The sequence below is a fragment of the Chloroflexus sp. genome, from assembly GCF_049970315.1.
GTDB lineage: Bacteria > Chloroflexota > Chloroflexia > Chloroflexales > Chloroflexaceae > Chloroflexus.
Genome location: NZ_JBMFNE010000005.1, coordinates 134761 through 160725, shown reverse-complemented (window position 1 = coordinate 160725; position 25965 = coordinate 134761). Strand labels below are relative to the sequence as shown.

The 25965-nt window shown below is 56.5% G+C and carries 24 protein-coding genes and 1 riboswitch; of the genes, 18 read left to right on the top strand and 6 right to left on the bottom strand.

Annotated features, from left to right (window positions below; genetic code table 11):
• Window positions 1–692 precede the first annotated feature (692 nt).
• On the bottom strand, window positions 693–1487 hold the full coding sequence (locus ACP5OT_RS05690; RefSeq protein ID WP_424675561.1) for a TspO/MBR family protein: 795 nt from the start codon (window positions 1485–1487) through the stop codon (window positions 693–695).
• A gap of 78 nt (window positions 1488–1565) precedes the next feature.
• On the opposite strand from ACP5OT_RS05690, the gene ACP5OT_RS05685 reads away from it, so the two are divergent.
• From ACP5OT_RS05685 to ACP5OT_RS05675, 3 genes are all read left to right on the top strand, one after another.
• On the top strand, window positions 1566–2933 hold the full coding sequence (locus ACP5OT_RS05685) for a dipeptidase (protein WP_424675560.1): 1368 nt from the start codon (window positions 1566–1568) through the stop codon (window positions 2931–2933).
• 459 nt (window positions 2934–3392) lie between these two features.
• Entirely contained in the window at window positions 3393–3515 is a 123-nt protein-coding gene (locus ACP5OT_RS05680; protein ID WP_428131595.1) for a hypothetical protein, read from the top strand.
• 25 nt (window positions 3516–3540) lie between these two features.
• Window positions 3541–4116: a DinB family protein gene (locus ACP5OT_RS05675; RefSeq protein ID WP_424675559.1), complete on the top strand. Its 576-nt coding sequence runs from the start codon at window positions 3541–3543 to the stop codon at window positions 4114–4116.
• 96 nt (window positions 4117–4212) lie between these two features.
• Here ACP5OT_RS05675 and ACP5OT_RS05670 read toward each other — a convergent pair whose 3' ends face one another.
• On the bottom strand, window positions 4213–6483 hold the full coding sequence (locus tag ACP5OT_RS05670) for a xanthine dehydrogenase family protein molybdopterin-binding subunit (protein ID WP_424675565.1): 2271 nt from the start codon (window positions 6481–6483) through the stop codon (window positions 4213–4215).
• Window positions 6484–6658: 175 nt separating this feature from the next.
• Between ACP5OT_RS05670 and ACP5OT_RS05665 the strand changes: the two genes are divergently transcribed.
• The 14 genes from ACP5OT_RS05665 (at window position 6659) to ACP5OT_RS05600 (ending at window position 21793) form a co-directional block, all read left to right on the top strand.
• Entirely contained in the window at window positions 6659–7579 is a 921-nt protein-coding gene (locus ACP5OT_RS05665) for a metal ABC transporter solute-binding protein, Zn/Mn family (protein ID WP_424675558.1), read from the top strand.
• A gap of 21 nt (window positions 7580–7600) precedes the next feature.
• Window positions 7601–8392, top strand: a complete 792-nt coding sequence (locus ACP5OT_RS05660) for a metal ABC transporter ATP-binding protein (protein WP_428112266.1) — start codon at window positions 7601–7603, stop codon at window positions 8390–8392.
• Window positions 8393–8407: 15 nt separating this feature from the next.
• On the top strand, window positions 8408–9301 hold the full coding sequence (locus tag ACP5OT_RS05655; protein ID WP_424675556.1) for a metal ABC transporter permease: 894 nt from the start codon (window positions 8408–8410) through the stop codon (window positions 9299–9301).
• A 12-nt stretch (window positions 9302–9313) separates the two neighbouring features.
• Complete coding sequence (locus ACP5OT_RS05650) at window positions 9314–10414, top strand: metal ABC transporter permease (RefSeq protein WP_428131629.1); 1101 nt, start codon at window positions 9314–9316, stop codon at window positions 10412–10414.
• Window positions 10415–10593: 179 nt separating this feature from the next.
• The gene (locus ACP5OT_RS05645) at window positions 10594–11265 is read left to right on the top strand and encodes a potassium channel family protein (protein ID WP_428112269.1); all 672 of its coding nucleotides are present in this window, start codon (window positions 10594–10596) and stop codon (window positions 11263–11265) included.
• Entirely contained in the window at window positions 11262–12638 is a 1377-nt protein-coding gene (locus ACP5OT_RS05640; RefSeq protein ID WP_424675555.1) for a TrkH family potassium uptake protein, read from the top strand. The genes ACP5OT_RS05645 and ACP5OT_RS05640 overlap by 4 nt, the downstream gene beginning before the upstream one ends.
• Before the next feature lie 20 nt (window positions 12639–12658).
• The gene (gene hemW / locus ACP5OT_RS05635) at window positions 12659–13840 is read left to right on the top strand and encodes a radical SAM family heme chaperone HemW (protein ID WP_424675554.1); all 1182 of its coding nucleotides are present in this window, start codon (window positions 12659–12661) and stop codon (window positions 13838–13840) included.
• A gap of 81 nt (window positions 13841–13921) precedes the next feature.
• Window positions 13922–14028, top strand: a riboswitch (SAM riboswitch).
• A 59-nt stretch (window positions 14029–14087) separates the two neighbouring features.
• Window positions 14088–15131: an S-methyl-5-thioribose-1-phosphate isomerase gene (gene mtnA, locus ACP5OT_RS05630; RefSeq protein WP_424675563.1), complete on the top strand. Its 1044-nt coding sequence runs from the start codon at window positions 14088–14090 to the stop codon at window positions 15129–15131.
• The gene (locus ACP5OT_RS05625) at window positions 15107–16192 is read left to right on the top strand and encodes a hypothetical protein (protein ID WP_428131591.1); all 1086 of its coding nucleotides are present in this window, start codon (window positions 15107–15109) and stop codon (window positions 16190–16192) included. Before mtnA ends, ACP5OT_RS05625 begins: the two co-directional genes overlap by 25 nt.
• Window positions 16193–16256: 64 nt before the next feature.
• Window positions 16257–17231, top strand: a complete 975-nt coding sequence (locus tag ACP5OT_RS05620) for a carbohydrate kinase family protein (RefSeq protein WP_424675552.1) — start codon at window positions 16257–16259, stop codon at window positions 17229–17231.
• On the top strand, window positions 17228–18262 hold the full coding sequence (locus tag ACP5OT_RS05615; protein ID WP_428112270.1) for a Gfo/Idh/MocA family protein: 1035 nt from the start codon (window positions 17228–17230) through the stop codon (window positions 18260–18262). Before ACP5OT_RS05620 ends, ACP5OT_RS05615 begins: the two co-directional genes overlap by 4 nt.
• Window positions 18263–18287: 25 nt before the next feature.
• Window positions 18288–19550: an adenosylhomocysteinase gene (ahcY, locus tag ACP5OT_RS05610; protein ID WP_424675550.1), complete on the top strand. Its 1263-nt coding sequence runs from the start codon at window positions 18288–18290 to the stop codon at window positions 19548–19550.
• Between the two features lie 72 nt (window positions 19551–19622).
• Window positions 19623–20834, top strand: coding sequence for a methionine adenosyltransferase (gene metK / locus ACP5OT_RS05605; RefSeq protein WP_015942249.1), 1212 nt, complete (start codon window positions 19623–19625; stop codon window positions 20832–20834).
• A gap of 92 nt (window positions 20835–20926) precedes the next feature.
• Window positions 20927–21793 (top strand): YitT family protein, encoded by an 867-nt coding sequence (locus ACP5OT_RS05600; RefSeq protein ID WP_424675549.1) that lies wholly within the window; start codon window positions 20927–20929, stop codon window positions 21791–21793.
• A gap of 15 nt (window positions 21794–21808) precedes the next feature.
• Here the strand turns inward: ACP5OT_RS05600 and ACP5OT_RS05595 are convergent, their stop codons facing one another.
• Window positions 21809–22129 (bottom strand): hypothetical protein, encoded by a 321-nt coding sequence (locus ACP5OT_RS05595; protein ID WP_424675548.1) that lies wholly within the window; start codon window positions 22127–22129, stop codon window positions 21809–21811.
• Window positions 22130–22300: 171 nt separating this feature from the next.
• Here ACP5OT_RS05595 and ACP5OT_RS05590 point away from each other — a divergent pair, with 171 nt between their 5' ends.
• Window positions 22301–22438, top strand: a complete 138-nt coding sequence (locus tag ACP5OT_RS05590; protein ID WP_424675547.1) for a hypothetical protein — start codon at window positions 22301–22303, stop codon at window positions 22436–22438.
• On the opposite strand, the gene ACP5OT_RS05585 is transcribed toward ACP5OT_RS05590, so the two are convergent.
• Genes ACP5OT_RS05585 through ACP5OT_RS05575 form a run of 3 tightly spaced genes read right to left on the bottom strand, consistent with a single transcriptional unit; the run spans window position 22435 to window position 25572 of the window.
• Window positions 22435–23661 carry an alanyl-tRNA editing protein gene (locus tag ACP5OT_RS05585; protein WP_424675546.1) on the bottom strand — a complete coding sequence of 409 codons (1227 nt, stop codon included), beginning with the start codon at window positions 23659–23661 and terminating at the stop codon, window positions 22435–22437. The two genes, ACP5OT_RS05590 and ACP5OT_RS05585, sit on opposite strands and share 4 nt — an antisense overlap.
• Window positions 23662–23685: 24 nt before the next feature.
• Window positions 23686–24564 (bottom strand): tRNA pseudouridine(55) synthase TruB, encoded by an 879-nt coding sequence (gene truB / locus ACP5OT_RS05580; protein ID WP_428131589.1) that lies wholly within the window; start codon window positions 24562–24564, stop codon window positions 23686–23688.
• A gap of 15 nt (window positions 24565–24579) precedes the next feature.
• Complete coding sequence (locus ACP5OT_RS05575; RefSeq protein WP_428131587.1) at window positions 24580–25572, bottom strand: DHH family phosphoesterase; 993 nt, start codon at window positions 25570–25572, stop codon at window positions 24580–24582.
• Window positions 25573–25965: the final 393 nt, after the last annotated feature.

Below are 25965 nucleotides of genomic sequence, written 5' to 3'. Positions count from 1 at the left end.
TAACGCAAAGACGCGAAGAACGCAGAGGGCGCAAAGGGTTTTAACGCAAAGACGCGAAGAACGCAGAGGGCGCAAAGGGTTTTAACGCAAAGACGCGAAGAACGCAGAGGGCGCAAAGAGTTTGGGCATGTTGATCATCCTCCGCGCACCCTGCGGTAAAAACGCCCTCTCTCTCGCCGTCATTGAGGGAGGTGAGACCGGGGGTGAGGGCAACTCCCCACCCACCAGCGGCGTTAAGGGACGGACAGAACATTTGGTTGAGTGCAACTATTGATCGCTGTGCAATGCCTCAAAGTGCAGCTCTACACTCCCCTCTCCCGCGCCAGTGGAAGAGGGGTTGGGGGTGAGGGCGAAACAGTGCCTCTCAAAGCCGTCAACTGTATCTATGCTTATGCGTTCTGTCCGCCCTTAAACCCAGCGGGGAAGATCGTATGGGAAGACATCGGCAAAAGTGTTAATTAACATGCGTTCTGTCCGTCATTGAACCCAGTGGAGAAGAGGTCGGGGATGGGGTCGACGAAAAGCTACAACACGTATTTTTGCGTCGTTTGGGTATCTTTGAGGCTATTCTGCGGTGAGAAGTGGATTCCGCCCTCGTGGGAGATTGCTTCGGGGGTTACGCCCCCTCGCAATGACAACGAAAGTAGTGATACTTTCCCCAAAACCTCTCCGCGCCCTCTACGTCCTTTGCGTTAAGAGTCTCTACGCCTTTGCCCACTTTGCGCCTGTCCTTTCTGTACAGCATACGCTGCCGCAATCAACGCTGCTGCCGCCACTCCCCACGCAACCACAGCCAGCGGCGCAATCGCAGCTTGCTTCAGCGCAATCCCGCTGGCGGCCCATGCCACTACCAACGGCAATACGCCATCACGCCAGCGTCGGGCAAACCACCAACTTAGCCCACCGGCTAGCACCAGTAAGACGATAGTGCTGACAATGCCACCAACCCCCGTATCTTGCCAGCCAAGTTCGTACAGCAACACACCGCCATTGACCAGCGTAGCGACGCAGATCCAGCCAAGATAGAGACTAAACGCCGGTCGTACCAGCCAGCGTTCGCCCTTGGTAATCGTGTCTGAACTACGCAGGTTGAGATAGACTCCGATCAGACCGATCAGGACGGTCGCCATAGCGGGGAAGGAGAGGATGGGGAAGTTGTAGTGCCAAAGGAGCAGCCACGTACTATTACTGGCACAGCTTAGCCAAAACCAGGGCGCAGCTGCGTGCAGGCGCGGGTTACCGGCTTGTCCCGGCAGGGCCTGATAGATGGCGTAGCCGATGAGGCTGATGTAAATCAGACCCCAAATCGCAAACACATACCCTGGCGGTGTAATCAAGAGAGGGTAACGATCTGAGATGGCGGCGGTCGTTTGACCGTTAAGCGGTAAGCTGTTGGCCAGGATGTTGAGGATGACGGTAATGACCAGCGCAAGGATGACGCCGATCTGTTGCAATTGAAATATTGGACGCGCAAGCGATGTAGTCATAAAATCTCCATTATAATGGTGGTACCGGGGCGAAAGCTGTACGTCCGCCTACTGTATTATAGAGGAGCGTTGTCTACTATGCCAGACTGGAACAGCTACCTGAACGAACATCAAGATCGATTTCTCGCTGAATTGGTCGAGTTTCTGCGCATTCCCAGCGTTTCGGCTATCTCGGAGCACGCCGGCGATGTGTTGCGTGCCGCCGAGTGGGTCGCCAATCGTCTCACCGCCGCCGGGATGGAGCACGTTGCCATCCTGCCCACTGGCGGTCACCCGGTGGTCTACGCCGATTGGCTCCATGCTCCCGGCAAGCCGACCGTCTTGATCTACGGCCACTTCGACGTGCAGCCGGTTGATCCGCTCCACTTGTGGACGCACCCACCCTTTGAGCCGCATATCGAGAACGACCGAATTTATGCTCGAGGGGCGAGTGATGATAAGGGGAATATGCTGATCCCGATTCTGGCGGTTGAGGCATTGTTGCGCAGTAACGGTGCGTTGCCGGTTAATGTGAGGTTTTTTCTCGAAGGGCAAGAAGAGATCGGTAGCCCCCAGATTCCAGCCTTTCTCCAACAGGAACGCGAACGCTTCACCTGCGATCTCGTGCTCAGCGCCGATGGCGGTCAGTGGAGCGAAGATCAGCCGCTGATTTTGGTCGGGTTGCGCGGTGGCTGTGGTATCCAGATCGATGTCCGTGCGGCGAAGATGGATCTGCATTCGGGGATGTACGGCGGCGTGGTGCAGAACCCGATCCACGCGCTAGTGCAAATCCTCGACTCGATGCGCTCGGACGACGGTATGATTACGATCCCCGGCTTCTACGATCAGGTACGCCCATTGACGCCAGAAGACCGGGCGCGGATTGCTGCTATTCCATTTGATGAGGAGAAGTTGAAGGAGACGCTTGGTGTGCCGGCACTGTTCGGCGAGGCCGGTTTTACACCACGCGAACGCGAGTGGGTGCGTCCGACGCTAGAAGTGAACGGGATCTGGGGCGGCTTCCAGCAGGAAGGGATTAAGACGGTGTTGCCCGCCGAGGCACATGCCAAGATTACCTGCCGTCTGGTGCCCGATCAGGATCCGCAGGTGATCCTCGAACTGCTGCAAGCGCACATCAAGCGCCATACCCCTCCTGGAGTGACGGTGACGGTCACGCCGCTCGCGTTCCAAGCCTATCCCTACCTCATTCCCGAAGACGATCCGGGCAATATGGCCGTGCGTGAAGTGCTGGTTGAGATGTATGGGCGTGAACCGTATTATGTGCGTAGCGGTGGTTCGATCCCGGTCTGTACGCTCTTTCAGCGCCAATTAGGTGCCTATACCAGCAACTTCGCCTTTGGCCTCGACGACGAGCGGGTGCATTCACCTGACGAATTCTTCCGCCTGAGCAGTTTCCGTAAAGGGCAGATCGCCTACTGTAAGCTTCTCGAACGCTTGGGGCGGTAAGGCGGCGCGCTTGGCTCTTTTCCAGCGGCGGAGGGCAGATGAGGTGGTAGAGTTTACCGCAGCGCTCACTGAGGGTATTGCTTTCCCAAAGGCACATAATGATTGTTGTGTCTTTTGTGTCTCTTTACGGCTATCCCCTATCTCCCTCCACCGGCGGGTGAGGGCAGGGGTGGGGGCGTCCGGCTTTACAAAGTCCGCTGCGTGGGCTGATGGCCCTCATTCCCGGCTCCTCTCCCCCGTGAGGTGAGAGAGGGGGTTGGGGGGTGAGGGTGAACCGGCGTCTCCCAAAGCCATCAATACACATTCGTGTTCATGGGTTCTGTCCGTCCTTGAAGGTAAAGAGTATAACCGCAGCGGTCGCAGAGGATACAATTAAAACTCCCAAAGGCACAATATTATTGTGTGTCTTTTGCGTCTTTTCGTGGCTATTCTAAAATCTCACCTGCGAAGGAGACACCGATGCTCGACTATGCCGCACTCTACCGTCGTGAACGCACGATGCAAGAGATCGTCGGCGATATGACGGTTGCCGACCTACATGCTGAAACTGACGAGATGTACGACTTTTCGTGGCTATTCTAAAATCTCACCTGCGAAGGAGACACCGATGCTCGACTATGCCGCACTCTACCGTCGTGAACGCACGATGCAAGAGATCGTCGGCGATATGACGGTTGCCGACCTACATGCTGAAACTGACGAGATGTACGACACAATTGAACGGCTCATTGCCGATTGTGTTGATGCTGACGTTACCTTCCAGCCGGTCGATCCCAACGCGAATGATCCGTTCGCCAGTGATCCCAGTGCCGTAAACCAGGCATGGACGCTCGGTCACGTGATCGTCCATCTTACCGCCTCGTGCGAGGAATCGGCGTTTCTCGCCGCCGAGATGGCGCGTGGAGTACCGTTCCACGGTCGTTCACGCTACGAAGTTCCGTGGGAGACGGTGACGACGATGGCCCAAGTACGCCAGCGTTTGGCCGAGAGCCGGCGTATGCTGCACGCTTCGTTGCAGATGTGGCCTGATCAACCCCATCTCGACTATCAGGTTGAGCCATGGCCCGGTGCGCCGCCGGTTGATGCGCGTGGTCGTTATGCGTTAGGCCTGGCCCACGCCTATGACCATCTCGGTCAGATTGAAGAGATTGTGCGGCAGGCGCGGGCTGCGCGTGTAGGGTAGCGTGCTGGAGCTAGCGGAGCAGGTGTACGGAATGGCGCACACCTGCTCTGGCTGTGTTACGTGGTCATGGGTCGGGTAGACGCCAAGGTAACGTGCTCAAACACTATTGATTGCCCGCCACACTACCTCATCGCGCATTGGCAACTCGTAGATGCGAGCACCGGTCGCGTCACGGATGGCGTTCGCGAGCGCAGCCGCTCCCGCGGTAATCGGTGGTTCGCCAACACCGCGCGCGCCGAAGGGGCCGTTGGGCGCCGGGTTCTGCACCAGCACCGCCTCGAAGGTAGGGAGATCGGCGGCACGGGGCAAGGTGTAGTCCATAAAGCTGGCAGTCAGAAGTTCACCCCGCTCGTCGTAGCGCAGTGCTTCGTAAAGCCCCCATCCCACGCCTTGCGCCGCGCCACCGTGAATTTGCCCTTCGACCATCAGTGGGTTGAGCGGGAAGCCGACATCTTGAATGGCTACGTACCGGAGCGGCTTCACGCGACCGGTCTCGCGATCAACTTCAACCTGCACAATATGGGCGACGAAACCGGGCGCATTCTCTGCCGGTGCAGTACGTCCCTCACCCACGATCGGCCCCGGCCCGCCGGCGTGTTCTTCAGCCCGCCGTGCTACCTCACCGATGGACAGGGTGCGACCCGGCACCCCACGAATATGCACCAGACCATCGCGTAATTCAAGGTCGTCAATCCGCGCTTCCAACATATCGGCAGCCAATTCCAGAATCTGCCGACGTACCTCACGGGCAGCGACGGCTACTGCTCCGGCCACACTATAAGTAATTTGGCTGCCACCACTCGGCCCGGCAAACGGCCCGCTCCGGGTGTCTCCGGCTACAATCTCGACCTGCTCTGGGGGTACGCCGAGAATCTCAGCGGCCACCAGCACAAAGCTGCTGTTGACGCCGGAAATATCGACCGCGCCGACATGCACCCGTACCGTACCGTCGGTGTCTACTCGACAAACGGCGGCTGCCGGCGACATACCACACGGCCAACCACCAATCGCCAACCCAATCCCACTTCCTGGGGTGCGCTCGCGCCACAACGGATGATTGGCAGCCGCTGCGAGCACCTTTGTCAGCCCCATCGACGGCCAAGGGTCGTTGTTCCCCATCGGATCGCCGGTGGTGGCGGCATTGCGCATCCGCAACTCCAGCGGGTCGAGATCGAGTTTGCGGGCCAGTTCGTCCATTGCCGACTCGATAGCGAACGTGATCTGTGGTGCGCCGGGGGCACGGTACGCGCCGGCTTGTGGCTTGTGGGTCAGTACTTCGATCACATCGATCTGCACGTTCGGACAACGGTAGTAGCCGCCGAGCAGCGTACTCATAATCCCACCCAGTGTAAACGGGTAGACACCGTTGTCGTTCACAATCTCTGCCACAAGTGCGGTTAGCGTACCGTCACGGGTTGCACCGAGCTGAAGCGTGATCGTGCTGGCCGGCGATGGGGTGGTCGTGAGAAAATCCTCGCTGCGGTCAAGCACAATCCGCACTGGACGACCAACAGCCAGTGCAGCGGCGGCGGCCAACGGGTCGAGAATGCCGTACTTGGCTCCAAATCCACCACCAACCGTCATTGGCACGACGGTGACTTGAGCAGGTCGGAGATCCAGCAACCGAGCGACTTCATCGCGTACTCCGAATTGACCTTGGGTACTGGTGTAGATGGTGAGATGCTTACGCACCGGATCAACATCAGCCACAACCGCGTGTGGCTCAAGATAGCCTTGATGTACAATCGATGTGCGGTAGGTTCCGGTCACAACTACTTCAGCTACGGCCAAGGCATGCAGGGCATCACCACGGCTAAACTGCTTGCGCTCGTGAACGTTTGACGCCTTATGATCGGCGTGATCATCACCACGGGACACAGCGGCGTGGGCAGCCGTAAGATCGGTGTCACCCTTGGGAGCGCCCTGCGGCCAGATCACCGGTGCGTCCGGAGCAAGCGCTTCTTCGGGTGTTACCGGGCCGGGCAACGGCTCATAATCGATCTGCAACGCCGCAACACCATCTTCCGCAGCAGCCAAACTGGTTGCCAATACAAGCGCCACCGGTTCACCGCGGTAGCGTACTACACCGTCGGCCAACGTCGTCGTCTGGCGCGACGAAGGCTGGCGGCCACGGGTAGGTAGGTCGGCAGCGGTCAACACGGCTACCACACCGGGGATAGCACGGGCCGCTGCGGTATCGATCTGGGTAATCCGGGCGTGGGCATACGGACTGAGCGCCAGTTTACCGTGCAACATGCCGGGTAAATTTACGTCGCCGGCATAACGTGCGCATCCGGTTATTTTCTCTATGCCGTCAACCGATTTGCGGGCTTTGCCGAGGTAGCGATGCTGGTTCACCTGGGTCATCATCGAACTCCATATATGTTTCCTTCTGCTCTATCGTACCATATGTGCAGATCGGTGATGGAATGGTTTATCTCTACCTGCGCATGCTGGTGGGTGTGGCGAGTTTGCTGCTTGACAGGGGAGGAGTTATCTGGTATTTTTAGGTTAGGCTAAAATAAGTTTTTGGGGTTTAAATATGCCGACACGGTATCTCTCCATCATCGTCTTGCTCCTCACCCTCACCGGTTGTAGCACACCGGTAACAGACGGCCATCTACGCGTCGTCGCGACCACCGGTCCGATCGGTGATATTGTGCAAGCTATTGCCGGTGAGCGAGTGGTCTTACGCACACTCCTCGGTCCCGGCATCGATCCGCATACTTACGTTGCCACTGAGAGTGATCTATTTGCCCTCCAAGAAGCCCAGATCGTGTTTTACAACGGTTTACACCTTGAAGCCGGGTTAGGCCGCATATTCGAGGCGATGAACCGAAGTGGACGCATTCCGACGGTTGCCGTGGCTGAAGCAATTCCTCCTCACCTCCTGCTGTATGCCGACGAGGGGAGAAACGCTTACGATCCACATGTCTGGCACGATCCGCAACGTTGGAGCTACGCTGTTCGGGCGGTGCGTGATGCCTTGATTGCCGTTGATCCGGGGGGTAGTGTCATCTACCACCGGCGAACTGAGCGCTATTTGGCCGATATACAGTCACTCGACGCTGAGTTACGGGCAATGGCAGCGCGGATTCCACCGGAGCGACGTATTCTGGTCACGGCGCACGATGCGTTTCAATATTTTGGGCAAGCTTACGGGTTCCGCGTTGAAGCCGTCCAAGGGATCAGCACGGCTAGTGAAGCAAGTGCTACAGCGATCAGGTCATTAACCGAGCTGGTCGTGACGAACCGTATTCCGGCGATTTTTGTCGAGACGAGTGTTTCACCGCGCACAATTGAGGCAGTGCAGAGTGCGGCACGTGCAGTTGGGCATGAAGTGCGTCTCGGTGGTGCGCTGTTCTCCGATTCGCTCGGCGATCCTGACGGGCCGGCGGGGACGTATGTTGGAATGATGCGCCAGAATATGCAAACGATCGTCTCGGCGCTAGCCGATATGTAGCAGATACACCGCATCGAAGTTATGGAGGGAGTGGTGACGCCCTTAGCAGTTGAGATAGAGGATTTAACCGTTGCCTACGGTGATAAGCCGGTGTTGTGGGATATCGATCTTGCGGTGCCGCGTGGTGTGTTAATGGCGATTGTCGGCCCAAATGGGGCCGGTAAGACAACGCTGCTCAAAGCGACTCTCGGACTAATTAAATCGGCCGCGGGTAGTGTCCGCATTTTTGGCCAACCGTACCAGCGCCAACGTCGTCTCGTTGCCTATGTTCCACAGCGAAGCAGTGTTGATTGGGATTTTCCGACCACTGTGCTTGATGTTGTACTGATGGGGCGGTATGGTCAGCTTGGGTGGCTACGCCGACCTGGTCGCGCCGACCGCGAGATGGCGATGGCCGCGCTCGCGCAGGTTCAGATGGCCGATTTTGCCGGTCGTCAGATCGGCCAGCTCTCCGGTGGACAGCAGCAACGAGTGTTTTTAGCCCGCGCCTTGGCCCAGAATGCCGACATCTATTTCATGGATGAACCGTTTCAAGGGGTTGATGCCGTCACCGAACGGTCGATTATCACCGTGTTACGCCATTTGCGTAGCGCTGGGAAGACGGTGATCGTCGTTCATCATGATCTGCAAACCGTTCCCGAGTATTTTGACTATGTAGCGCTGATCAATGTGCGTAACATCGCCACCGGGCCGGTACGTGAAGTCTTTACCGAAGCGAATCTTCGGGCGACGTATGGTGGGCGGGTAGCGGTTCTTGCGAAGAGTGCGGTGTCGGGTGGTGGGCCTGCGCCAACTCCAATACAGGGAGATTGAAGGTTTGGTATAGCGATGATCGAAATGTTGACCGACTATACGCTCCGCAATGTTACCCTGGGTGCAACCCTCCTCGGCGCGATAAGCGGGTTTCTTGGCTGTTTTGCCGTGCTACGCCGGCAGGCGTTGCTCGGTGATGCGATGTCGCACGCGGCATTGCCCGGTATTGCGCTGGCATTTTTGTTGACGGGACAGCGTGATCCGTTCATCTTGCTGATCGGAGCAGCCATTGCAGCAGCGGTGGCGGCGCTGTGGCTATTGGCGATTGTACGAACGACACCGATCAAGGATGACGCAGCGTTAGCATTTGTGTTAGCGGTCTTTTTCGGCTTTGGCCTGGTGTTGCTGTCATACTTACAGCGTCAGCCGACTACTGCGCAGGCCGGTCTCAAGAGTTTCTTATTCGGCCAAGCGGCTGCCCTCGTTGAACGTGATCTCTGGGCAATGCTGGCGCTCGGTGGGCCGGCATTGGCGTTCATCATCATCTTTTGGCCGCACGTGAAGCTGATCAGCTTTGACCCAGATTTTGCCCGCAGCCTTGGGCTACCGGTGCGTCGGTTTGAGATACTGTTAACCATCGTGATGGTAGCTGCTATTGTTATTGGTTTACAGACGGTCGGAGTAGTGTTGATGAGCGCGATGTTGGTCGCGCCGGCAGTCGCTGCCCGCCAATGGACGAATCGGTTGGAGATAATGGTTGTGTTAGCCGCCGGTTTTGGTGGTTTGGCCGCATTTGTTGGGACGTGGCTCAGTGGATTGGGCGATGGGACGGCAACCGGGCCGGTGATCGTGTTGACAATGAGTGTGATCGCTATCGGTTCGCTTCTGGTTGCGCCGGAGCGTGGAATTGTGTGGCGACGTTGGCGGATGGTGCAGTACCGGCAATCAGGTAGTTCGGCAGGTGAATGATAGTAGAAGATGATGACACCACAACTTGAAGTGCAATTGATTGCCGTAGTGATTGCGGCAACCTGTGCCTTACCCGGCGTGTTTCTGGTTTTACGCCGCATGGCAATGCTAAGTGATGCGATAAGTCATACCGTGCTGCTCGGGATTGTCCTGGGTTATTTGATCAGTAACAACCTCGCCTCACCGTTGCTCTTCGCAGGTGCCGTTGTAATAGGCGTGATCACGGTCTGGCTGGTCGAACTGGTCAGTGGCAGTCAGTTGGTACGAGAAGACGCAGCCATTGGGTTGGTCTTTCCGATGCTCTTTAGCTTGGCGGTACTCCTAATTTCACGTTACGCCGGTACAATCCATCTCGATACCGACAGTGTGTTACTGGGTGAACTAGCATTTGCGCCGTTCGACCGGATCGATCTGCTGGGAATCGATCTGCCACGTGCCCTCGTGATCGGAAGTGGTACGTTGCTGTTGAATGCAGTGCTGCTTATCCTCTTCTATAAAGAGTTGAAATTGGCAACCTTCGATCCGGCGTTTGCGGCAACCCTCGGTTTTGCGCCTCACATTATCCACTATGGTTTGATGACGAGTGTCTCACTGACGGCAGTGGCTGCGTTTGACGCGGTTGGGTCGATTCTGGTGATTGCGTTGATGGTAGCACCGCCGGCGACGGCCTATCTCCTGACCAACCGATTACCGCGGATGATCGGGTTGAGTGTGATACTCGGCGTTGTGGCCGCGATAAGTGGTTATTGGCTGGCACGTTGGCTCGATGTTTCGATTGCCGGGGCGATGGCAACAATGACCGGAATCATCTTTGGCCTCGCATGGTTGTTTGCACCGCAACGGGGGCTGGTGGCGCAGGTCTGGCAACAACGCCGACGCCGTGAGCAATTCGCTTTGCAACTATTGACCCTCCACCTGTTCAACCACGAGGGGTCGGGTAATGAACGGATCGAATGCCATCCCGATCACCTGATCATCGAGCTACGCTGGTCACCGACCTTTGTAAGCACAGTTGTCCGTCGGGCTGAGCAGATTGGATTGATCCGGCGTCAAGGGAGTGTGCTGTTCCTTACCGAACAAGGTCGGCGGTTTGCGCAGAGTGTTGAGGTGTAATGGTTCTGCTATCGCAGAGCGAGCAGCCGTATGCGTCTGACAATAATCTACCCAATCATGCATCTTAGCATACCCTCAACATTCCCTGGCTACCAGGGCTATCTATCACTTTACCGTTCCGTTTCAACTACGCTACAATAGGGCAAAGCATATACTACGCTCGCCAAGGAGGGAGTCGCATGGCGCGCAAGCCAAGTCGGCTCGAATTTGCGGTAATCGGTCTTGGTCGGTTTGGTCGCAGCGTTGCAACCAACTTAATCGACCGCGGCCATACTGTTTTAGGCATTGATCGCGATCCGAACATCGTCCAACAACTTGCCGACCACCTGACGCAGGTCGTGGCGCTTGATTCGACAAACGAAGACGCACTGCGAGCAATCGAAATCACCGCGTTTGATACGGTGGTCGTGGCGATTGGTTCACAATTTGAAGCTAATCTCCTGACGACCGTTGCGCTCAAGACATTAGGTGTCAAGCGGGTTGTTTGCAAAGCGCTGAATGAGCGACAGAAATATATTCTTGAGCGCGTCGGCGCCGACATGGTAGTACTGCCAGAACATGAAGCCGGCGCCCGCTTAGCTTGGCAACTATCGGAACCGCATGTACTTGAGCATCTCAACCTTGGTTCTGGGTTTAGCGTCGCCGAAGTGCGCGTCCCACCTCCACTGATCGGCCAAACCTTAATGCAGAGTGGTTTGCGTCGGCGGTACGGTATCAACGTGTTGGCCGTTAAGCACAACGGTAAGATGATTGTCACCCCGCCCCCCGAATACACCTTCAGTCGGGATGATCGCATATTGATTATCGGAGCCGACTCCAGTATCAGCACATTCTGCGATTTATCATCATGATAGCTCAGCTCGAACGTCGCAACCTGAAACGGTTGCGGCATAAACCGGTCCCACCGCCTTTGCGCTTGGTCGGTGGGTTAGCATTCTTGATCGCCATTGGAACCGGATTGCTGTTGCTCCCCATCAGTGGTACACGTCAACTCACCTTGATGGAGGCACTGTTCACGGCGACATCGGCGTTGAGCGTTACCGGTTTATCGGTCATTACGCCGGTACGCGATCTATCGCTCTGGGGGCAGATTCTGCTCATGCTGCTGATCCAGATCGGTGGTGTCGGTTTTATGGTCGTCGCCGTGATCGTTTTCAGGCTTTTGGGTCGGCGGATCAGTTTTACCGATCGGATCGCGTTAAGCGACTCGTTAGGCTTACTCTCGCCGGCGGCAATCGTGTCCTTGACTCGGCGCGTTCTTATTACGGTCATCACGATTGAGCTGATCGGTGCCTTCTTGCTCTACATACACTGGCGTACCGATCCTCGCCTTTCTGAGGGTCAAGCCTTCTTCTTTGCCCTCTTTCATGCGGTCTCGGCATTCTGCAATGCCGGATTTGACCTGTTCACTGGTACTCCCGGTTTTAACGATGGTATACCGCGGGATAGTGTGACGCTGTTTGTGATGGGGGTCTTGATTTTTCTCGGCGGCTTAGGTATTCCGGTCGTTGCCGATCTGATCGCGTACCCGAATGAGCGGCGGTTGTCGTTGCACACGCGGATCACGCTGCTCGTCGTGAGCATACTGGTGGTCGGTGGTGCTGTTGGCTTATGGCTCAGTGAAGCGTTCGATAAAGATGGAGTGCTTGTTGGGCAGCCGTTGGATCGTCAGATCATAGTGACCGTCTTCCAATCGGTTTCGGCTCGTACCGCCGGATTTGCCGGCATTACTAACTTCGAGCAGTTGACACCGGCCAGCCAACTGCTACTCATTGCGTTGATGTTTATCGGCTGTGCGCCGGCCTCGATGGGTGGTGGGATTACCACCGGTACGTTTGCCGTCCTCTCGATTTCGCTATGGAGTTATGCGCGCGGCCTGCCAACCGCTCAGTTTGGTGGACGCAGTCTGGCGACTGGTATGGTACGGCGGGCGGCAGCCGTGCTCACGATTTCGCTCTTTGTGGTCTTGGCTGCTTCATGGTTACTGGTGACAACGCACGACACAACCCTTGACCGTACCGTGTTTGAGGTTGTATCGGCATTTGCCACATGCGGGCTGACGCTTGGTTTTACCGATGAATTGAACACGTTTGGGCAGTTGGTGATCATCGCTGTTATGTTTTGGGGACGATTAGGCGCCCTCACCATTATCATTGCGTTAGCGCGACAAAGTGCTGCACCGCAAGTCGTGATGTACCCGGAGGAGCAGATTTTGATCGGGTAGAACGTGATCTGGAAGTTGCTATGCGCCACTTATATATCCATATCCCCTTTTGCCATCGGCGCTGTTCGTATTGCGATTTCAACACCTACGCCAACATGGAGCATCGCATTGCGGCGTATGTTGATGCACTCTGTACCGAGTTAGCTATGTTGCGCGAGTCGCTCCCACCGTTACCGAAATCACCGGCAGCAGCGGCATTGCGGCCAAGTATCTTCTTTGGCGGTGGGACGCCGAGTATGCTGACGCCGGCACAGATTGAACGCATTCTGACCGCGGCTACGGCGCTCGTTCCTCTCGAAACGGCCGAGATCTCGCTTGAGGCAAATCCCGGAACGGTGCTAGGCCGCGAGTATCTGCGTGCCATCCGCTCGCTTGGTGTGAATCGGTTGAGTATGGGGGTACAAAGCTTGCACGATCCAACCTTACGGGTGCTAGGACGTATTCACACCGCTGCCGAAGCCAAGGCAAGCTATCTTGATGCCCGTGCAGTCGGTTTTGAGTCGATCAACCTGGATTTCATCTTTGGCTTGCCCGGGCAAGACCTTGCCGATTGGCAAGCCACACTCACCGAAGTCATCTCGTGGGACGTGGATCATCTGGCCCTGTACTCGCTCATTCTCGAAGAGAATACGCCACTCTATGCGCAGGTCACGGCGGGGCGCGTACAGGTGCCCGACGATGATCTCACCGCAGCGATGTACGAATTGGCGATGGACCTTCTTGACAAAGCCGGTTATCGGCACTACGAAATCTCGAACTGGGTACGTCCCCAGCCGGGTGATCGGCCTGATGCACCGCCGCGATTGGCGTGTCATCACAACCTGGCCTACTGGTTCAATAGTGACTATTTGGCCGCCGGCGCCGGCGCTCATGGCCATCTCTTCCCGCAGCGCTACGCCAATATTCGATCCATCGATGGGTACATCGCTGCCGTTCAAGCCGGTCATCGCCCGATTGCCGAGACTATCCCACTGACCCCTGCCGATCTGGCTGCTGAAACGATGATGATGGGCTTGCGGCTCGATATTGGGGTAAGTTTTGAGCACTTTGCCGCCCGTGTCGGCGATGATCTCACCGAGTACTACGGAACCGCCTTGCACGAGCTGATGCAGCACGGGTTGATCGCGATAGATGACCGACGGGTGTGGTTGACGGAGCGAGGACGGATGGTGGGTAATCACGTTTTTGCACACTTTTTGTAGCGGTTGCCTCTTGCCGTCAGTCGTGTTATAATCGCTCACAACGTTCGCGTGCGGCGCCGTAGTGCGTCAGCGAACTTCAGATGCTCATCGAGATGGGCTGAGGGACTGGCCCGATGACGCCCGGCAACCCCCGAAAGGGAAGGTGCCAAATCCAGCGGCAATGAAGAGCATTAGCCGAAAGATGAGAGGAACGAAGTGATGATCGGAGCCTCTCGCTATGCGAGTGGCTCAATTTATTGCGACGCCTATGGAATTCCGCACAGTTTGGTGGGAAAATGAGACGGTTCGCCTGATCGATCAGCGCAAGCTGCCACACATCGTCGAGGTGGTGAATTGCACCGATCTGAGCCTGGTCGCCTATGCTATTCGCAGTATGCAGGTACGGGGCGCACCGGCAATCGGTTGCACGGCTGCGTATGGCATGGCGTTGGCTGCTCGGCAGAGTGCTGCTCATTCGGTTGAGGAGCTACTTGAAGAGCTACGCCAAGCCAAAGCGATCTTCGATGCTCAGCGTCCAACAGCGGTCAATTTGGCCTGGGCGACAAGCCGCATGCTACGGCGGGCTGAAACGGTTGCTCCCGAAGGCATCGCAGCGATCAAAACTGCATTGTTGACTGAGGCCGAGGCGATTTTCGCCGAGGATCTCGCTATGTGCCATGCGATAGGAGAACACGGCGCACCACTCATTCCCCCGCGTGGTCACGTGCTGACCCACTGCAACGCCGGTGGCCTGGCAACTGCCGGGTACGGAACGGCACTTGCCCCCATTCGCACCGCCTTTGCCCAAGGTCGGCCCATTCATGTCTTTGTTGATGAAACGCGCCCCTTCTTGCAAGGCGCCCGGTTGACGGCGTGGGAATTGTTACAGGCCGGTATTCCCCAGACCTTAATCACCGATAATATGGCCGCTTTTATGATGCAACGCGGCCATATCGATTGTATTATCGTTGGTGCTGATCGGATTGCTGCCAACGGTGATGTGGCTAACAAGATCGGTACCTATGGCTTGGCAGTACTCGCCCGTTATCATCAGATACCTTTCTACGTCGCTGCCCCTTATTCCACCATCGATCTTGCCACGGCGAGTGGCGCCGATATTCCTATCGAAGAGCGCGATCCGGCAGAGGTGACTCACATCGCCGGGATTGCCATTGCTCCGCACGGTGTGCCGGCTGCTCATCCGGCGTTTGACGTTACGCCAAACGAATTGGTAACGGCGATCATCACCGAGCGAGGCGTGCTGCATCCTCCGTTCACGGTAGCCTTGTGTCAACTGGCGAGTCAACCATGAATGTGCTGGGGTCGTTTCAGCCGGCCTGCCGGCCACTTCTGCGCGGTGGGTTGCCTCATACGAATCCGATGATCGTGGCGCAGTTAATCTGCCGGTATTTTCCGCAGACACCAGCATGGCCATTACCCTTGCCACGTACCCTTGCCGATACACCATTTGCCTTGGCAGCACAAGGTTTGCCCGGTGTGCAGATCGATCTCGAACGTGACCGATTGGCCGTTGACCACGAGACGCTTGAGCGCGAAGCGGTTCGGGTTGGGTTGGCGTATCTGCGTGGTGATGCGCAATTTGCTGCGTTGTCGGGTCCGGCCGTTGTTGTCCTTGAAGAGCTACTCCGTCAGCTCAATACCGAAGATCGCCATCCATTTTTGCTCAAATACGAGACAATTGGCCCGGTGAGCCTCAGTTTGGCGTTGACCGACAATCATGACCGACCTTTAGCTTACGCGCCAGAGTGGCGTGAACTGTTACTCAATTTGTGTAGCTTGCGGGTGGCATGGCAACACGAGCAAGTGCAAGGGTACGCGGCGTATCGACTGGTCATGATCGATGAGCCGTTTCTCGATGCCATCTTGCACCCGCTGAGCCCGTTAGAGTGGGACGATGGGATCGATTTGCTCAACCGGCTACTCGTCGATCTGCCGGCGCGACGCGGCTTGTTTATCAGTAGTGCCGTGCTCTGGGAGGCAATTTTGCCGCTCCCACTCGATGTTATTGGCTTTCACCCGGCCGATCATTTGCAATCATTGTTGCAGGTTGCCACGCCACTAACGCAATTTTTGGCGGGTGGTGGTTGTTTGGCATGGGGTGTCACGCCGGTTGAAGCTCGCTTACTGGCTAATGTTCATGCGAGCGATTTGTGTGATCGTGTGGTGAGAGCGATGCACGAGGTGGCGACGGCAACTGGACTTGATGTAGCGGTTGTGCAGCAACAATCGTTTCTCTCGTTTACCGGGAGTCTGGCATATGTGAGTCCGGCACAAGCTGAACAAGCGTTACAGCTCTGCGCCGAAACGTCTCGGTTGGTACGACAGACGTTGGGTGTCGGCGAAGAAGAGTAGCTGGTTGTAATATGTTGGTACGCTTTTCCCGCATCTATGTGGGTTAGTCAGAGGAGTGCGCGCTGTGAAGATCGTGGTCACCGGTTCGCTAGCATTTGATTATATTATGGATTTTCCCGGCTATTTCAAAGATTTTATGCTTAGCGACAAAGCACATATTATTTCAGTTAGTTTTTTGGTTGACTCAATGCGTAAAATGCGTGGGGGGGTGGCCGGGAATATTGCGTATAATTTGAGTTTACTTGGTGAACGTTCGCTCATTGTCGGGTCAGCCGGTCATGATTTCGATGCTTACCGCGAGTGGCTCGAGGAGCAAGGGATTGATACAAGCGGAATTACGATTATCGAACACGAGTTTACCTCCTCTTGCTTTATCAATACCGACAAGGCGAATAATCAGATTGTTGCGTTTTATGCCGGTGCAATGGCTCACGATCATCACAATTCGCTCCTCAACCGTGGCCTGACCGTAGATGATCTCGTTCTGATTTCGCCTACCAACCCCGATGCAATGCGTCGGTTTGCCCTTGAATGTCAGCAGATGGGCGTGCCGTATATCTTCGATCCGGGGAAGCAGACGCCGCGGCTTGATGCCGATCTGCTGGAAGTGGGCTTGCGCGGGGCGCAGGTGTTGATCAGCAATGACTACGAATTTGGGATGATGGCGAAGTGCTTGGGGTTGAGCGAAGATGAGCTGATCGGCCGCGCACCGATTACGGTCGTTACACGCGGGGTCGACGGTTCACACATCTTTGTTGATGGTCAATTGGCGGCAGCCATTCCTATTGCACCGGTCGAAGAAGTGCGCGATCCAACCGGTGCCGGTGATGCGTATCTGGCCGGGATCGCCTTTGGTCTGGTGCATCGATTATCGTGGGAGATGACCGGGCGCATTGCCGCGCTGTGTGCTGCATACGCGATTGAAGAGCGTGGGTGCCAAGAGCATCGCTTTACCTTACCCCAATTTGTTGCGCGGTACCGTGCTGCGTTTGGTTGCGATTTGCCGCTCGACATCTTTTCGTTGCGGGAGGCCGCATGAAATGGGGGATTCTGAGCGCCGGACGTATTGCGCGCCGGTTCGCGAGTGCCGTCGCTCGCTCGGCGACCGAACAGGTTGTTGCGATTGCCGCCCGTGATGTCAATCGTGCGGCGGCATGTGCCGCCGAATTCGGGATTCCACGTGCGTATGGTGATTACGTCGCACTGCTCAACGATCCTGAAGTTGAGGCGGTTTACAATGCACTGCCCAATAGTCTCCACGCTCAATGGTCAATTGCGGCTTTGCAGGCCGGTAAACACGTGTTGTGTGAAAAACCACTGGCGACAACGCTGGCCGATGGTTTGGCTATGGTTGCCGCCGCGCAAACGCAGCGCCGATTGTTGATGGAGGCATTTATGTACCGCTTCCATCCGCAAACGCTCACCGTGCAGCGTCTGCTTGCCGAGGGGGTGATCGGTGAGGTCCGACAAGTTCGTGGTCACTTTGCCTTTCTCCTCGATGATGCCACCAATATTCGCCTTGATCCGGTGCTCGGCGGGGGGGCACTCTACGACATCGGTTGCTATCCGCTCAGTTATGCGCGGATGGTCTTCGGTATACGTCCGCAAACGGCGAGTGCGTTGATGGACGGTGCACCGGTTGATATGAGCCTGTGCGGGATGTTGTGGTTTGCAGCCGAGCGTTGTGCGATGGTGTCCTGTAGTTTTCGTACAGCATGGAACCAGCGAGTAGAGATTATCGGCAGTGAGGGTTGGATCCATCTCGAGCGACCGTTCAACCCCACACCTGATTTGGCAACGACGATCATGGTTGCACACGGTGGCCGTCACGTGACGGTTGAGACGATCACCATTCCGCCCGCCGATCATTTTCGGCTCGAGGCAGAAGGTTTTGCCGCTTTAGCTACTGCGGGTGCGCCGGTGCCTTCTATCGGTGCAATGCCACTTACCGAGTCGCTCGATAATTTAGCCGTGATGGAGGCGCTTTTTACCAGTGCGGCAACAGCAACTCCCTCTGAGATTCGTATGCCAGCGTTTGCACCGGAATGGCCGATGCAAACGCTATCTTGACCTGAGCAAAGGAGCATAAGCCTGTATGACGATGAGTTATGACGTGAAAGATTTGAGTCTTGCCGAGCAAGGACGTAAGCGGATTGAATGGGCCGAAAAAGAGATGCCGGTGCTGCGATTGATCCGCGAGCGCTTTGCGCGTGAGCGTCCGCTGGCCGGTTTGCGGATTAGTGCTTGTCTGCACGTGACCACCGAGACGGCCAACCTGATGCGTACACTAGTAGCGGGTGGGGCCGATGTGGTGTTAGTCGCCTCGAATCCGCTGAGCACCCAAGATGATGTAGCCGCAGCGCTGGTGGCTTACGAAGAGATTCCGGTGTTTGCGATCAAGGGTGAGAGCAATGAAGTCTATTACAGCCATATTCGGGCCGCGCTCGATCACAATCCGCAATTGACCATGGACGATGGCGCCGATTTGGTGACCGGCGTGCTCAAGGAGCGGCCCGACTTGATCCCGTATATGGTTGGGAGCACCGAAGAAACCACCACCGGCGTGATCCGCCTCAAGGCCATGGCGAAGCAGGGCGTCTTGCCCTTCCCGGTAATTGCCGTCAATGATAGCGATACCAAGCACATGTTCGACAACCGGTATGGTACCGGTCAGAGCACTCTCGACGGTATCATCAGGGCTACGAATATTCTGCTTGCCGGGAAGACTTTCGTCGTTGCCGGCTATGGCTGGTGTTCGCGTGGCATCGCCGAGCGTGCCCGTGGCTTAGGGGCCAACGTCATTGTGACCGAGATCGATCCGGTGAAGGCGTTGGAAGCGGTTATGGACGGTTTTCGGGTGATGCCGATGGTAGAGGCAGCACGACAGGCCGACTTTATCGTGACTGCGACCGGTAATAAGCACGTGATCGACCAGAATGTGTTCGAGGTGATGAAAGACGGTTGTGTGATCGCCAACAGCGGTCACTTCAACGTCGAGATTAACATTCCAGCCCTCGAAGCACTCAGTGTCGAGAAGCGCCAGCCGCGGGCTTTTGTCGACCAGTATATCTTGCGTGACGGACGGGCGATCAATCTCTTGGGTGAGGGTCGTCTGATCAACTTAGCCAGCGCCGAGGGTCATCCGAGCGCGGTGATGGATATGAGCTTTGCCAATCAGGCTTTGGCGAGCGAGTTTTTACTGCGCAATCATGGGAAGCTGCCGGTTGGCGTACATGCACTCCCTAAGGAGCTGGATCGGGAGATTGCCGCGTTGAAGTTGGCAGCGATGGGGATTACCATCGATACCCTCACCCCTGAGCAAGAAGCGTATCTCAATTCGTGGCAAGAAGGAACGTAAGCAAGCGGAGCGTTGGGGAGACGGAGAAGTGCGCTCTGTTCCCCTATCTTAGAGGAAGAATAGGGGTTACGTATGGCAAACACCTTCATGAATTCGCCGCGTTTCTATTTCACCAGTGAAAGTGTGAGCGAGGGGCATCCCGACAAGATGTGCGATCAGATCAGCGACGCTATTCTCGATGCCTTCCTCAGCCACGATCCCAAAGCGCGGGTCGCCGTCGAAACGGCTACAACCACCGGTTTGATTGTTGTTTTGGGTGAAGTGACCTACGAGCGAGGGTATATCCCGATTGAGGAAATTGTGCGCCGCACGGTCAAAGAGATCGGCTATACCAATGCCGAGTACGGCTTTGATGCCGATACGTGCGGTGTTATGGTCGCCATTCACGGTCAGTCGCCGGATATTGCGATGGGTGTCGATAAGGCGCTCGAGGCAAAGATCGGTGCGATGCAGGATGATGTCGAAGCGGTTGGGGCCGGTGATCAAGGGATGATGTTCGGCTTTGCATGTGATGAGACGCCAGAACTGATGCCGGCGAGTATTGCGCTGGCGCACCGCCTCATCCGCCGGCTCGAGCGGGTACGCAAAGATGGTACATTGCCGTATCTGCGCCCCGATGCTAAATCGCAGGTCACGGTCGAGTATAGCTTTGGCAAGCCGGTGCGCGTCGATACAGTATTGATCAGTAGTCAGCATGCACCTGATGTCACCCAAGAGCAGATCCGGGCCGATCTGATCGAGCATGTGATTAAGACCGAGATTCCGGAGGCGTGGCTCGATACGCAGACCAAAATCTTCATCAATCCGACCGGCCGTTTTGTGATCGGTGGTCCGATGGGCGATAGCGGGTTGACCGGACGCAAGATTATTGTTGATACCTACGGTGGGGTGGCTCGTCACGGCGGCGGGGCATTTAGTGGCAAAGATCCCTCGAAGGTTGATCGCAGCGCTGCGTATGCATGCCGCTGGGTAGCCAAGAACATCGTGGCTGCCGGTCTTGCTCGTCGCGTTGAGCTGCAAGTGAGCTATGCGATCGGCGTCGCTCGGCCACTTTCGCTCAGCGTCGAGACATTCGGAACCGGTACGGTGCCCGATGAAGTCATCCTCAAGGCGATTAACGAGGTGTTCGATCTGCGACCGGGTGCTATCATCCGTGATCTCGATCTGCGTCGCCCGATCTACCGTAAAACTGCGGCGGGTGGGCATTTTGGTCGTACCGACATTGATTTGCCGTGGGAGCGCACGAATCGAGTGGAAGAGCTGCGCCGCGCCGCCGGGTTGTAAAGTCTATCGGTAGGAGTTTGGGCGCGAAGACGCAACGGTGTTACGAACAAGACGCCATTGCGCCTTCGCATTTTTTGTTGATCGGGTTTTCTATGCAAACACAGTCGCGCTGGCAACGATTTGCTCGGACAATCTACGACTATGTGCTGCTGACCGTTGGTGCGTTGCTGAGTGCAACTGCTGTGCGCTTTTTTTTGGTACCGAATCAGGTTGTCACTGGTGGTATCACCGGCGTAGCACAATTGCTCAATACCTTTCTCGGCACACCGGTCGGTGCTGTGGTGTTAATCCTCAACGTACCCCTCTTGATCGCGGGCTGGCGGTATCTCGGAGGGGCTGTGTTCGGTATCCGTACTTTGTATACCGTTGTCGTGATGTCGTTGGCGATTGATGGTCTAGCTCCTTTTGCTCGTCCTATCACCAACGATCCACTTCTGTACAGCCTCTACGGAGGGCTGATCGATGGTCTAGGGATTGGGTTGGTGTTGCGCGCCCGTGGTACGACCGGTGGTAGTGATATTTTGGCTCGTCTCATCGAGCGCCGGTTCGGGATTCAGCCGGGCCGTAGCTTGCTCAGTTTCGACGCACTGGTCTTTACTGCGGCCCTCTTTAGCTATGGGCCGGAGAAGATCCTTTATGCACTGTTGGTAGCGTTTACTGCCAGTCGCGCCATCGATACCGTGCTTGCCGCCGGTAAAGGCGCACGCCAGGCATTGATCATCACCGCCAATCCTGACCCGATCCGGCAGGCGATACTCCATCGCCTCGGTCGAGGGATTACCGAGCTTGAAGGGATCGGTGGTTACTCCGGTGCGAAGCGTGCTGTCCTTCTGTGTGTTGTGGCCCGCACTGAAATCGGTTTTCTCAAGAATGTTGTGACCACCGTTGATCCTGCGGCGTTTGTCATTATCGGCGATGTTGACGAAGTCATCGGTGAAGGATTCCAACGACCGACATGACGTAACAAGGTGCAATCACGCCTTCATCGGTATTTCAAACTGCGGCGCCGGCAGCTCGATGACTTCACCGGGCTGGCCGTCGCTCGGCAGTGGTGCGTGGGCCGGTTCGGCAACTGTGGATACGCTCACCTGCGGCGCCGGCAGCGCGACGACTTCGCCCGGCTGACCGTCACTCGGCAGTTGGGTGTGAGCCGGTGTAGTGGCTAATGGACTCGTGATTTGTTTCTTCAATGGCAATGATCGTGAATTGTACAACGAACAGGGTCGTGCCGCTCGCGTGATAAACGATGGTGAACCTAATCCGCGTAACGACAGAGATTGCATCGTCCGGCCCATAGTTGTCTCCCCATAACAAAAAGTCATGCTGTAATGTTGCGGCAGAAATACCCTACCTGTCCGTACATGCCTGCCACTGCACGGTCTGGATCGCACATCAGGGAGCATCATTGCTAGTTGTCGTCGCCGGACATTGGGGCGCAGCATTGCGCCGAGCAGAGGGAACTTTAGATGAACCCAGCCTATCAAAGTTACCAACCGACACCGCACTACGTGCGGGGGCCATTGCTCTGGCTATCTGTGCAGGGTATCCGAATCGGCGTTATTATAGCAGAAGCAGTTATCGCAGTGTTAGGTCGGCAGCGTTAGGCTCGACTTGCTCGCTCTACCATTGCTGCCAGGGCTGCTGATAGTACTTCCGGTTGACCACCACCGCCTTGAGCGAGATGCACCTGACCGCCACCGCGTCCGCCGAGCACGGTCATACCGGCAGCGAGAATCTCACGGGCGTCGGCGCCGGTATCGGCGGCACAAGCGACGACGATCTGTACACGTTCTGTACCGCCGGCCACAATGGCAATTCCACCTGGTAATTCGGCGATGAAGCTGGCAATGGTGCGCAAGCGCTCAATACCGGCAGTGGGAAGGGTCACTGTAACGATCCGTCGCCCATCGACCGGTGGCGTCTGGGCGTACCATTGTGTTGCCCGCATTGCATCGAGTTCGCGTTGCGTTTGGGTGAGTTCACGCTGCAAAGCCTGTTGCGTCTCTTGTAAGCGAGCAATAGCTTGCGGTAGTTCGGTCCAGCCCACGCTCAACGCTGCCGCTGCCCCGCGCGCTGCCCGATCGCGTTCGTGGAGGGCAGCAATCACCCGCCCACCGCAAACAAACTCCACTCGGATCATCCCGCGCTGGCGCGACCATCCCAAGATTGCAATTGCGCCCACTTCACCGCTGCGTGCCGGATGGGTGCCACCGCAGGCAGAATGGTCGATGTCACCAATGCTGACGACGCGCACCTGTTCGTTCACCGTCGGTGGTTTACGAAGCGGGATGTGGGCCAGTTCGGTCGGTGTCACAAAGCGGGCCTGGATTGGAAGATTTTGCCATATCGCGGTATTAGCCCATGCTTCTGCCGCCCAAACCTGTTCGTCGGTGAGGGTAGAGATTGCCAGATCAATGGTGACAGTGCGCTCGCTCAGATGAAACGAGGTGGTCGGTGCGTTGCACGTAGCAATGAACGCAGCAGTCAAGATATGCTGACCACAGTGCTGTTGCATGTGATCAAACCGACGTGCCCAGTCGATCTGGCCGATAACGCTATTCCCCACCGCCGGTAGTGGCGCATCGCCGCTCAGAATGTGCCACACGACACCATTGTCACTCTGCACATCATGCACCGCCCAGCGTCGGTGGGTGTCGGCATTGGTCAACCAACCGCGGTCGGCAGGTTGCCCACCACCTTCAGGGTAGAACGCACTGCGGTCGAGCGCTAATGCAGGCCGGCCACGATAATCGCCGACGGCGACAACACGGGCCGTAAATTGGGTGAGATAGGAATCATCGTAGTAAAGGCGATTGGTAGGTTCCATAGACGTGTTCTACCTGCACATCTATCAACGATGACGAAAAACTTTCACCGGTTGCCACCGCTCGCCGTCACGCCGCAGCAGGGCAATGAGCTTTCCATCGGAATCGTGAGCGCGAGCACGAGGAGCCGTTGACTCGCCGGCGGGAATTGACATACCGTGCAGAATACGGTGTGTGTTGGCTTCATCGAGTTGCACAAGCGGCCAATCGAGCAGGGCCGTCTCCGGTGGTAGCAGATGCCGCATAACCACTTCCCGATCGGTCAACGCTGCTAGTGGTATTGCGTGTTCAAGTCGAAACGGGCCGGTGAAGGTGCGTTGTAGCGAGGCGAGATGTCCACCACAGCCAAGCGCCGCGCCAATATCACGTGCCAAGGCACGGATATAGGTGCCCTTACTACACTCGACAGCAATCGTCAGATCGGGCAATGCTACGGTAAGCAGATCAAGCCGTTCGATCCGTACCGGTCTGGGCGTTAATGTTACCTCGTTGCCGGCGCGCGCTAACGCATACGCGCGTTGACCATCAATGTGGAGCGCCGAGAAAGCCGGTGGTTGTTGCAGAATATCACCGCGAAAGCGGGTTAACACCACCTCGATAGTCTCCGGCGTGAGGTCGGGAACCGGCTGCGTCACCAGCGGTTCACCATCGGCATCGTCAGTCGTCGTCTGTATACCTAACCGTACCACACCAAGATAACCTTTTCGGGTATCAACCAACTGATCGAGTAGCCGAGTCGCGCTCCCCAAAGCTATCGGCAACACCCCCGTCGCCATTGGGTCGAGCGTACCGGCGTGGCCTACCTTCACTGCCCGTCCGACCAATCGTCGCACGCGGGCCACAACGTCGTGTGAAGTCAGTCCGGCCGGCTTATCGATAATCACAAACCCCGCTAAATCGGTCATCATCTTACCGCAATCTTACCGCAGTACCGACTTGCGCAACACCGGCAGCACAGCATCAACCGCTTCGGCTAAGCTCATCTTGAGCGTTGCCCCGGCTGCTTGTCGATGCCCACCGCCACCCCACTGCTGGGCTACTGCTGCTACATCAATGCCCGGTATCGAACGCAAACTGATCTTCACCGTACCATCGGGTCGTTCACGAAACAACACACAAGCACGCATCCCGGCTACACGCTGGAGACGGCTGACCGTATCATCGGTTGCCGCTTCGTCTGCCTGGGTTACCCGGAGCATCTCTTGCGTAACGACTGTCCAGAAAATGCCATCTTCTTGCTGCAAATTGGCCATCGCCATACCGGTCAGCCGCAGTGTTGCCGGAGGAATAGAGAAGAAGACGGCATTCACCACGAGTTCTTTATCGGCGCCGGCCTCCAATAACGCAGCAGCACGTCGTAACGTTTCCGGTGTCACCGTCGGCGTCTGAAAGCTCTGCGTATCGGTCATCATCCCAAGAAACAGACAGGTGGCAGCATCGGGCGACAGCGGCCATTCCAGCACCGTAAAGAGATCGAACAACACCTCTGCGCATGAAGAGTCGTTGGCTTGAATTAGACTGACCGTGCCACCACCATCGTTTGTCGCATGATGATCGACAATCACCAACGGGCGTGATTGCAACGTTGCGGCGTGTTCATCGTAGATCGCACCGGCGCGCGACAAATGCGCCACATCGACCATCCAGATGAGGTCGCAGTCGGGCAACGGATCACCGGAGCGATAGACGTGTAACTCTGTGAAGCCGGGCAAGGCCGCACAATAATCAATTGGCGCCGAAGAAGCGAGTGCTACCGTCTCTTTACCCAATGCGCGTAACACATGCATCGTGCCGAGCAACGAACCGATCGCATCACCATCAGGGTTAATGTGGCTCAGCAGTAAAATCCGCTGCGCATTTGTCAATACTGCCCGGATGGGTTCGGCAGCCTGGTGGGAGCTTGTGAACATCATCATCCTGCTCTCAAGAACGTGCGCAAAAGCGCACACGGTTTCTTTCCCACGAACGCGATTCTATCTGACGGGTGTAACGTTTCCGTCTGCATCCGAAACTGCTCTGGATGCAAGGTTGAGTGTTGTGGTGTGATCGTCAGGTATGTAACGCAAAGACGCAGAGGCCGCAAAGAGCCCATCAAGGCTTGACGAGAAGCCACGCGCAATGGTCATTAGTCCTTACACCATCTCCTGCTCAGGAAAGCAACGCTCCTGATTCAGAACTCAACCTTTCGCAACTGTTGGTGGTGACCTGCTAAAACCGAACCGTGCGAGCCGGTCACAACAATGCGCGCTCATGAACATCGTGACTACGCACCAATCGATGGTATTCATGAATTCAAGCAAGCGGTT

Coding starts and splice junctions, on each gene's coding strand:
- ACP5OT_RS05690 (WP_424675561.1), bottom strand. CDS start 1,487: ATGACTACATCGCTTGCGCGTCCAATATTTCAATTGCAACAGATCGGC.
- ACP5OT_RS05685 (WP_424675560.1), top strand. CDS start 1,566: ATGCCAGACTGGAACAGCTACCTGAACGAACATCAAGATCGATTTCTC.
- ACP5OT_RS05680 (WP_428131595.1), top strand. CDS start 3,393: ATGCTCGACTATGCCGCACTCTACCGTCGTGAACGCACGATGCAAGAG.
- ACP5OT_RS05675 (WP_424675559.1), top strand. CDS start 3,541: ATGCTCGACTATGCCGCACTCTACCGTCGTGAACGCACGATGCAAGAG.
- ACP5OT_RS05670 (WP_424675565.1), bottom strand. CDS start 6,483: ATGACCCAGGTGAACCAGCATCGCTACCTCGGCAAAGCCCGCAAATCG.
- ACP5OT_RS05665 (WP_424675558.1), top strand. CDS start 6,659: ATGCCGACACGGTATCTCTCCATCATCGTCTTGCTCCTCACCCTCACC.
- ACP5OT_RS05660 (WP_428112266.1), top strand. CDS start 7,601: ATGGAGGGAGTGGTGACGCCCTTAGCAGTTGAGATAGAGGATTTAACC.
- ACP5OT_RS05655 (WP_424675556.1), top strand. CDS start 8,408: ATGATCGAAATGTTGACCGACTATACGCTCCGCAATGTTACCCTGGGT.
- ACP5OT_RS05650 (WP_428131629.1), top strand. CDS start 9,314: ATGACACCACAACTTGAAGTGCAATTGATTGCCGTAGTGATTGCGGCA.
- ACP5OT_RS05645 (WP_428112269.1), top strand. CDS start 10,594: ATGGCGCGCAAGCCAAGTCGGCTCGAATTTGCGGTAATCGGTCTTGGT.
- ACP5OT_RS05640 (WP_424675555.1), top strand. CDS start 11,262: ATGATAGCTCAGCTCGAACGTCGCAACCTGAAACGGTTGCGGCATAAA.
- hemW (WP_424675554.1), top strand. CDS start 12,659: ATGCGCCACTTATATATCCATATCCCCTTTTGCCATCGGCGCTGTTCG.
- mtnA (WP_424675563.1), top strand. CDS start 14,088: ATGGAATTCCGCACAGTTTGGTGGGAAAATGAGACGGTTCGCCTGATC.
- ACP5OT_RS05615 (WP_428112270.1), top strand. CDS start 17,228: ATGAAATGGGGGATTCTGAGCGCCGGACGTATTGCGCGCCGGTTCGCG.
- ahcY (WP_424675550.1), top strand. CDS start 18,288: ATGACGATGAGTTATGACGTGAAAGATTTGAGTCTTGCCGAGCAAGGA.
- metK (WP_015942249.1), top strand. CDS start 19,623: ATGGCAAACACCTTCATGAATTCGCCGCGTTTCTATTTCACCAGTGAA.
- ACP5OT_RS05600 (WP_424675549.1), top strand. CDS start 20,927: ATGCAAACACAGTCGCGCTGGCAACGATTTGCTCGGACAATCTACGAC.
- ACP5OT_RS05595 (WP_424675548.1), bottom strand. CDS start 22,129: ATGGGCCGGACGATGCAATCTCTGTCGTTACGCGGATTAGGTTCACCA.
- ACP5OT_RS05590 (WP_424675547.1), top strand. CDS start 22,301: ATGAACCCAGCCTATCAAAGTTACCAACCGACACCGCACTACGTGCGG.
- ACP5OT_RS05585 (WP_424675546.1), bottom strand. CDS start 23,661: ATGGAACCTACCAATCGCCTTTACTACGATGATTCCTATCTCACCCAA.
- truB (WP_428131589.1), bottom strand. CDS start 24,564: ATGACCGATTTAGCGGGGTTTGTGATTATCGATAAGCCGGCCGGACTG.
- ACP5OT_RS05575 (WP_428131587.1), bottom strand. CDS start 25,572: ATGATGTTCACAAGCTCCCACCAGGCTGCCGAACCCATCCGGGCAGTA.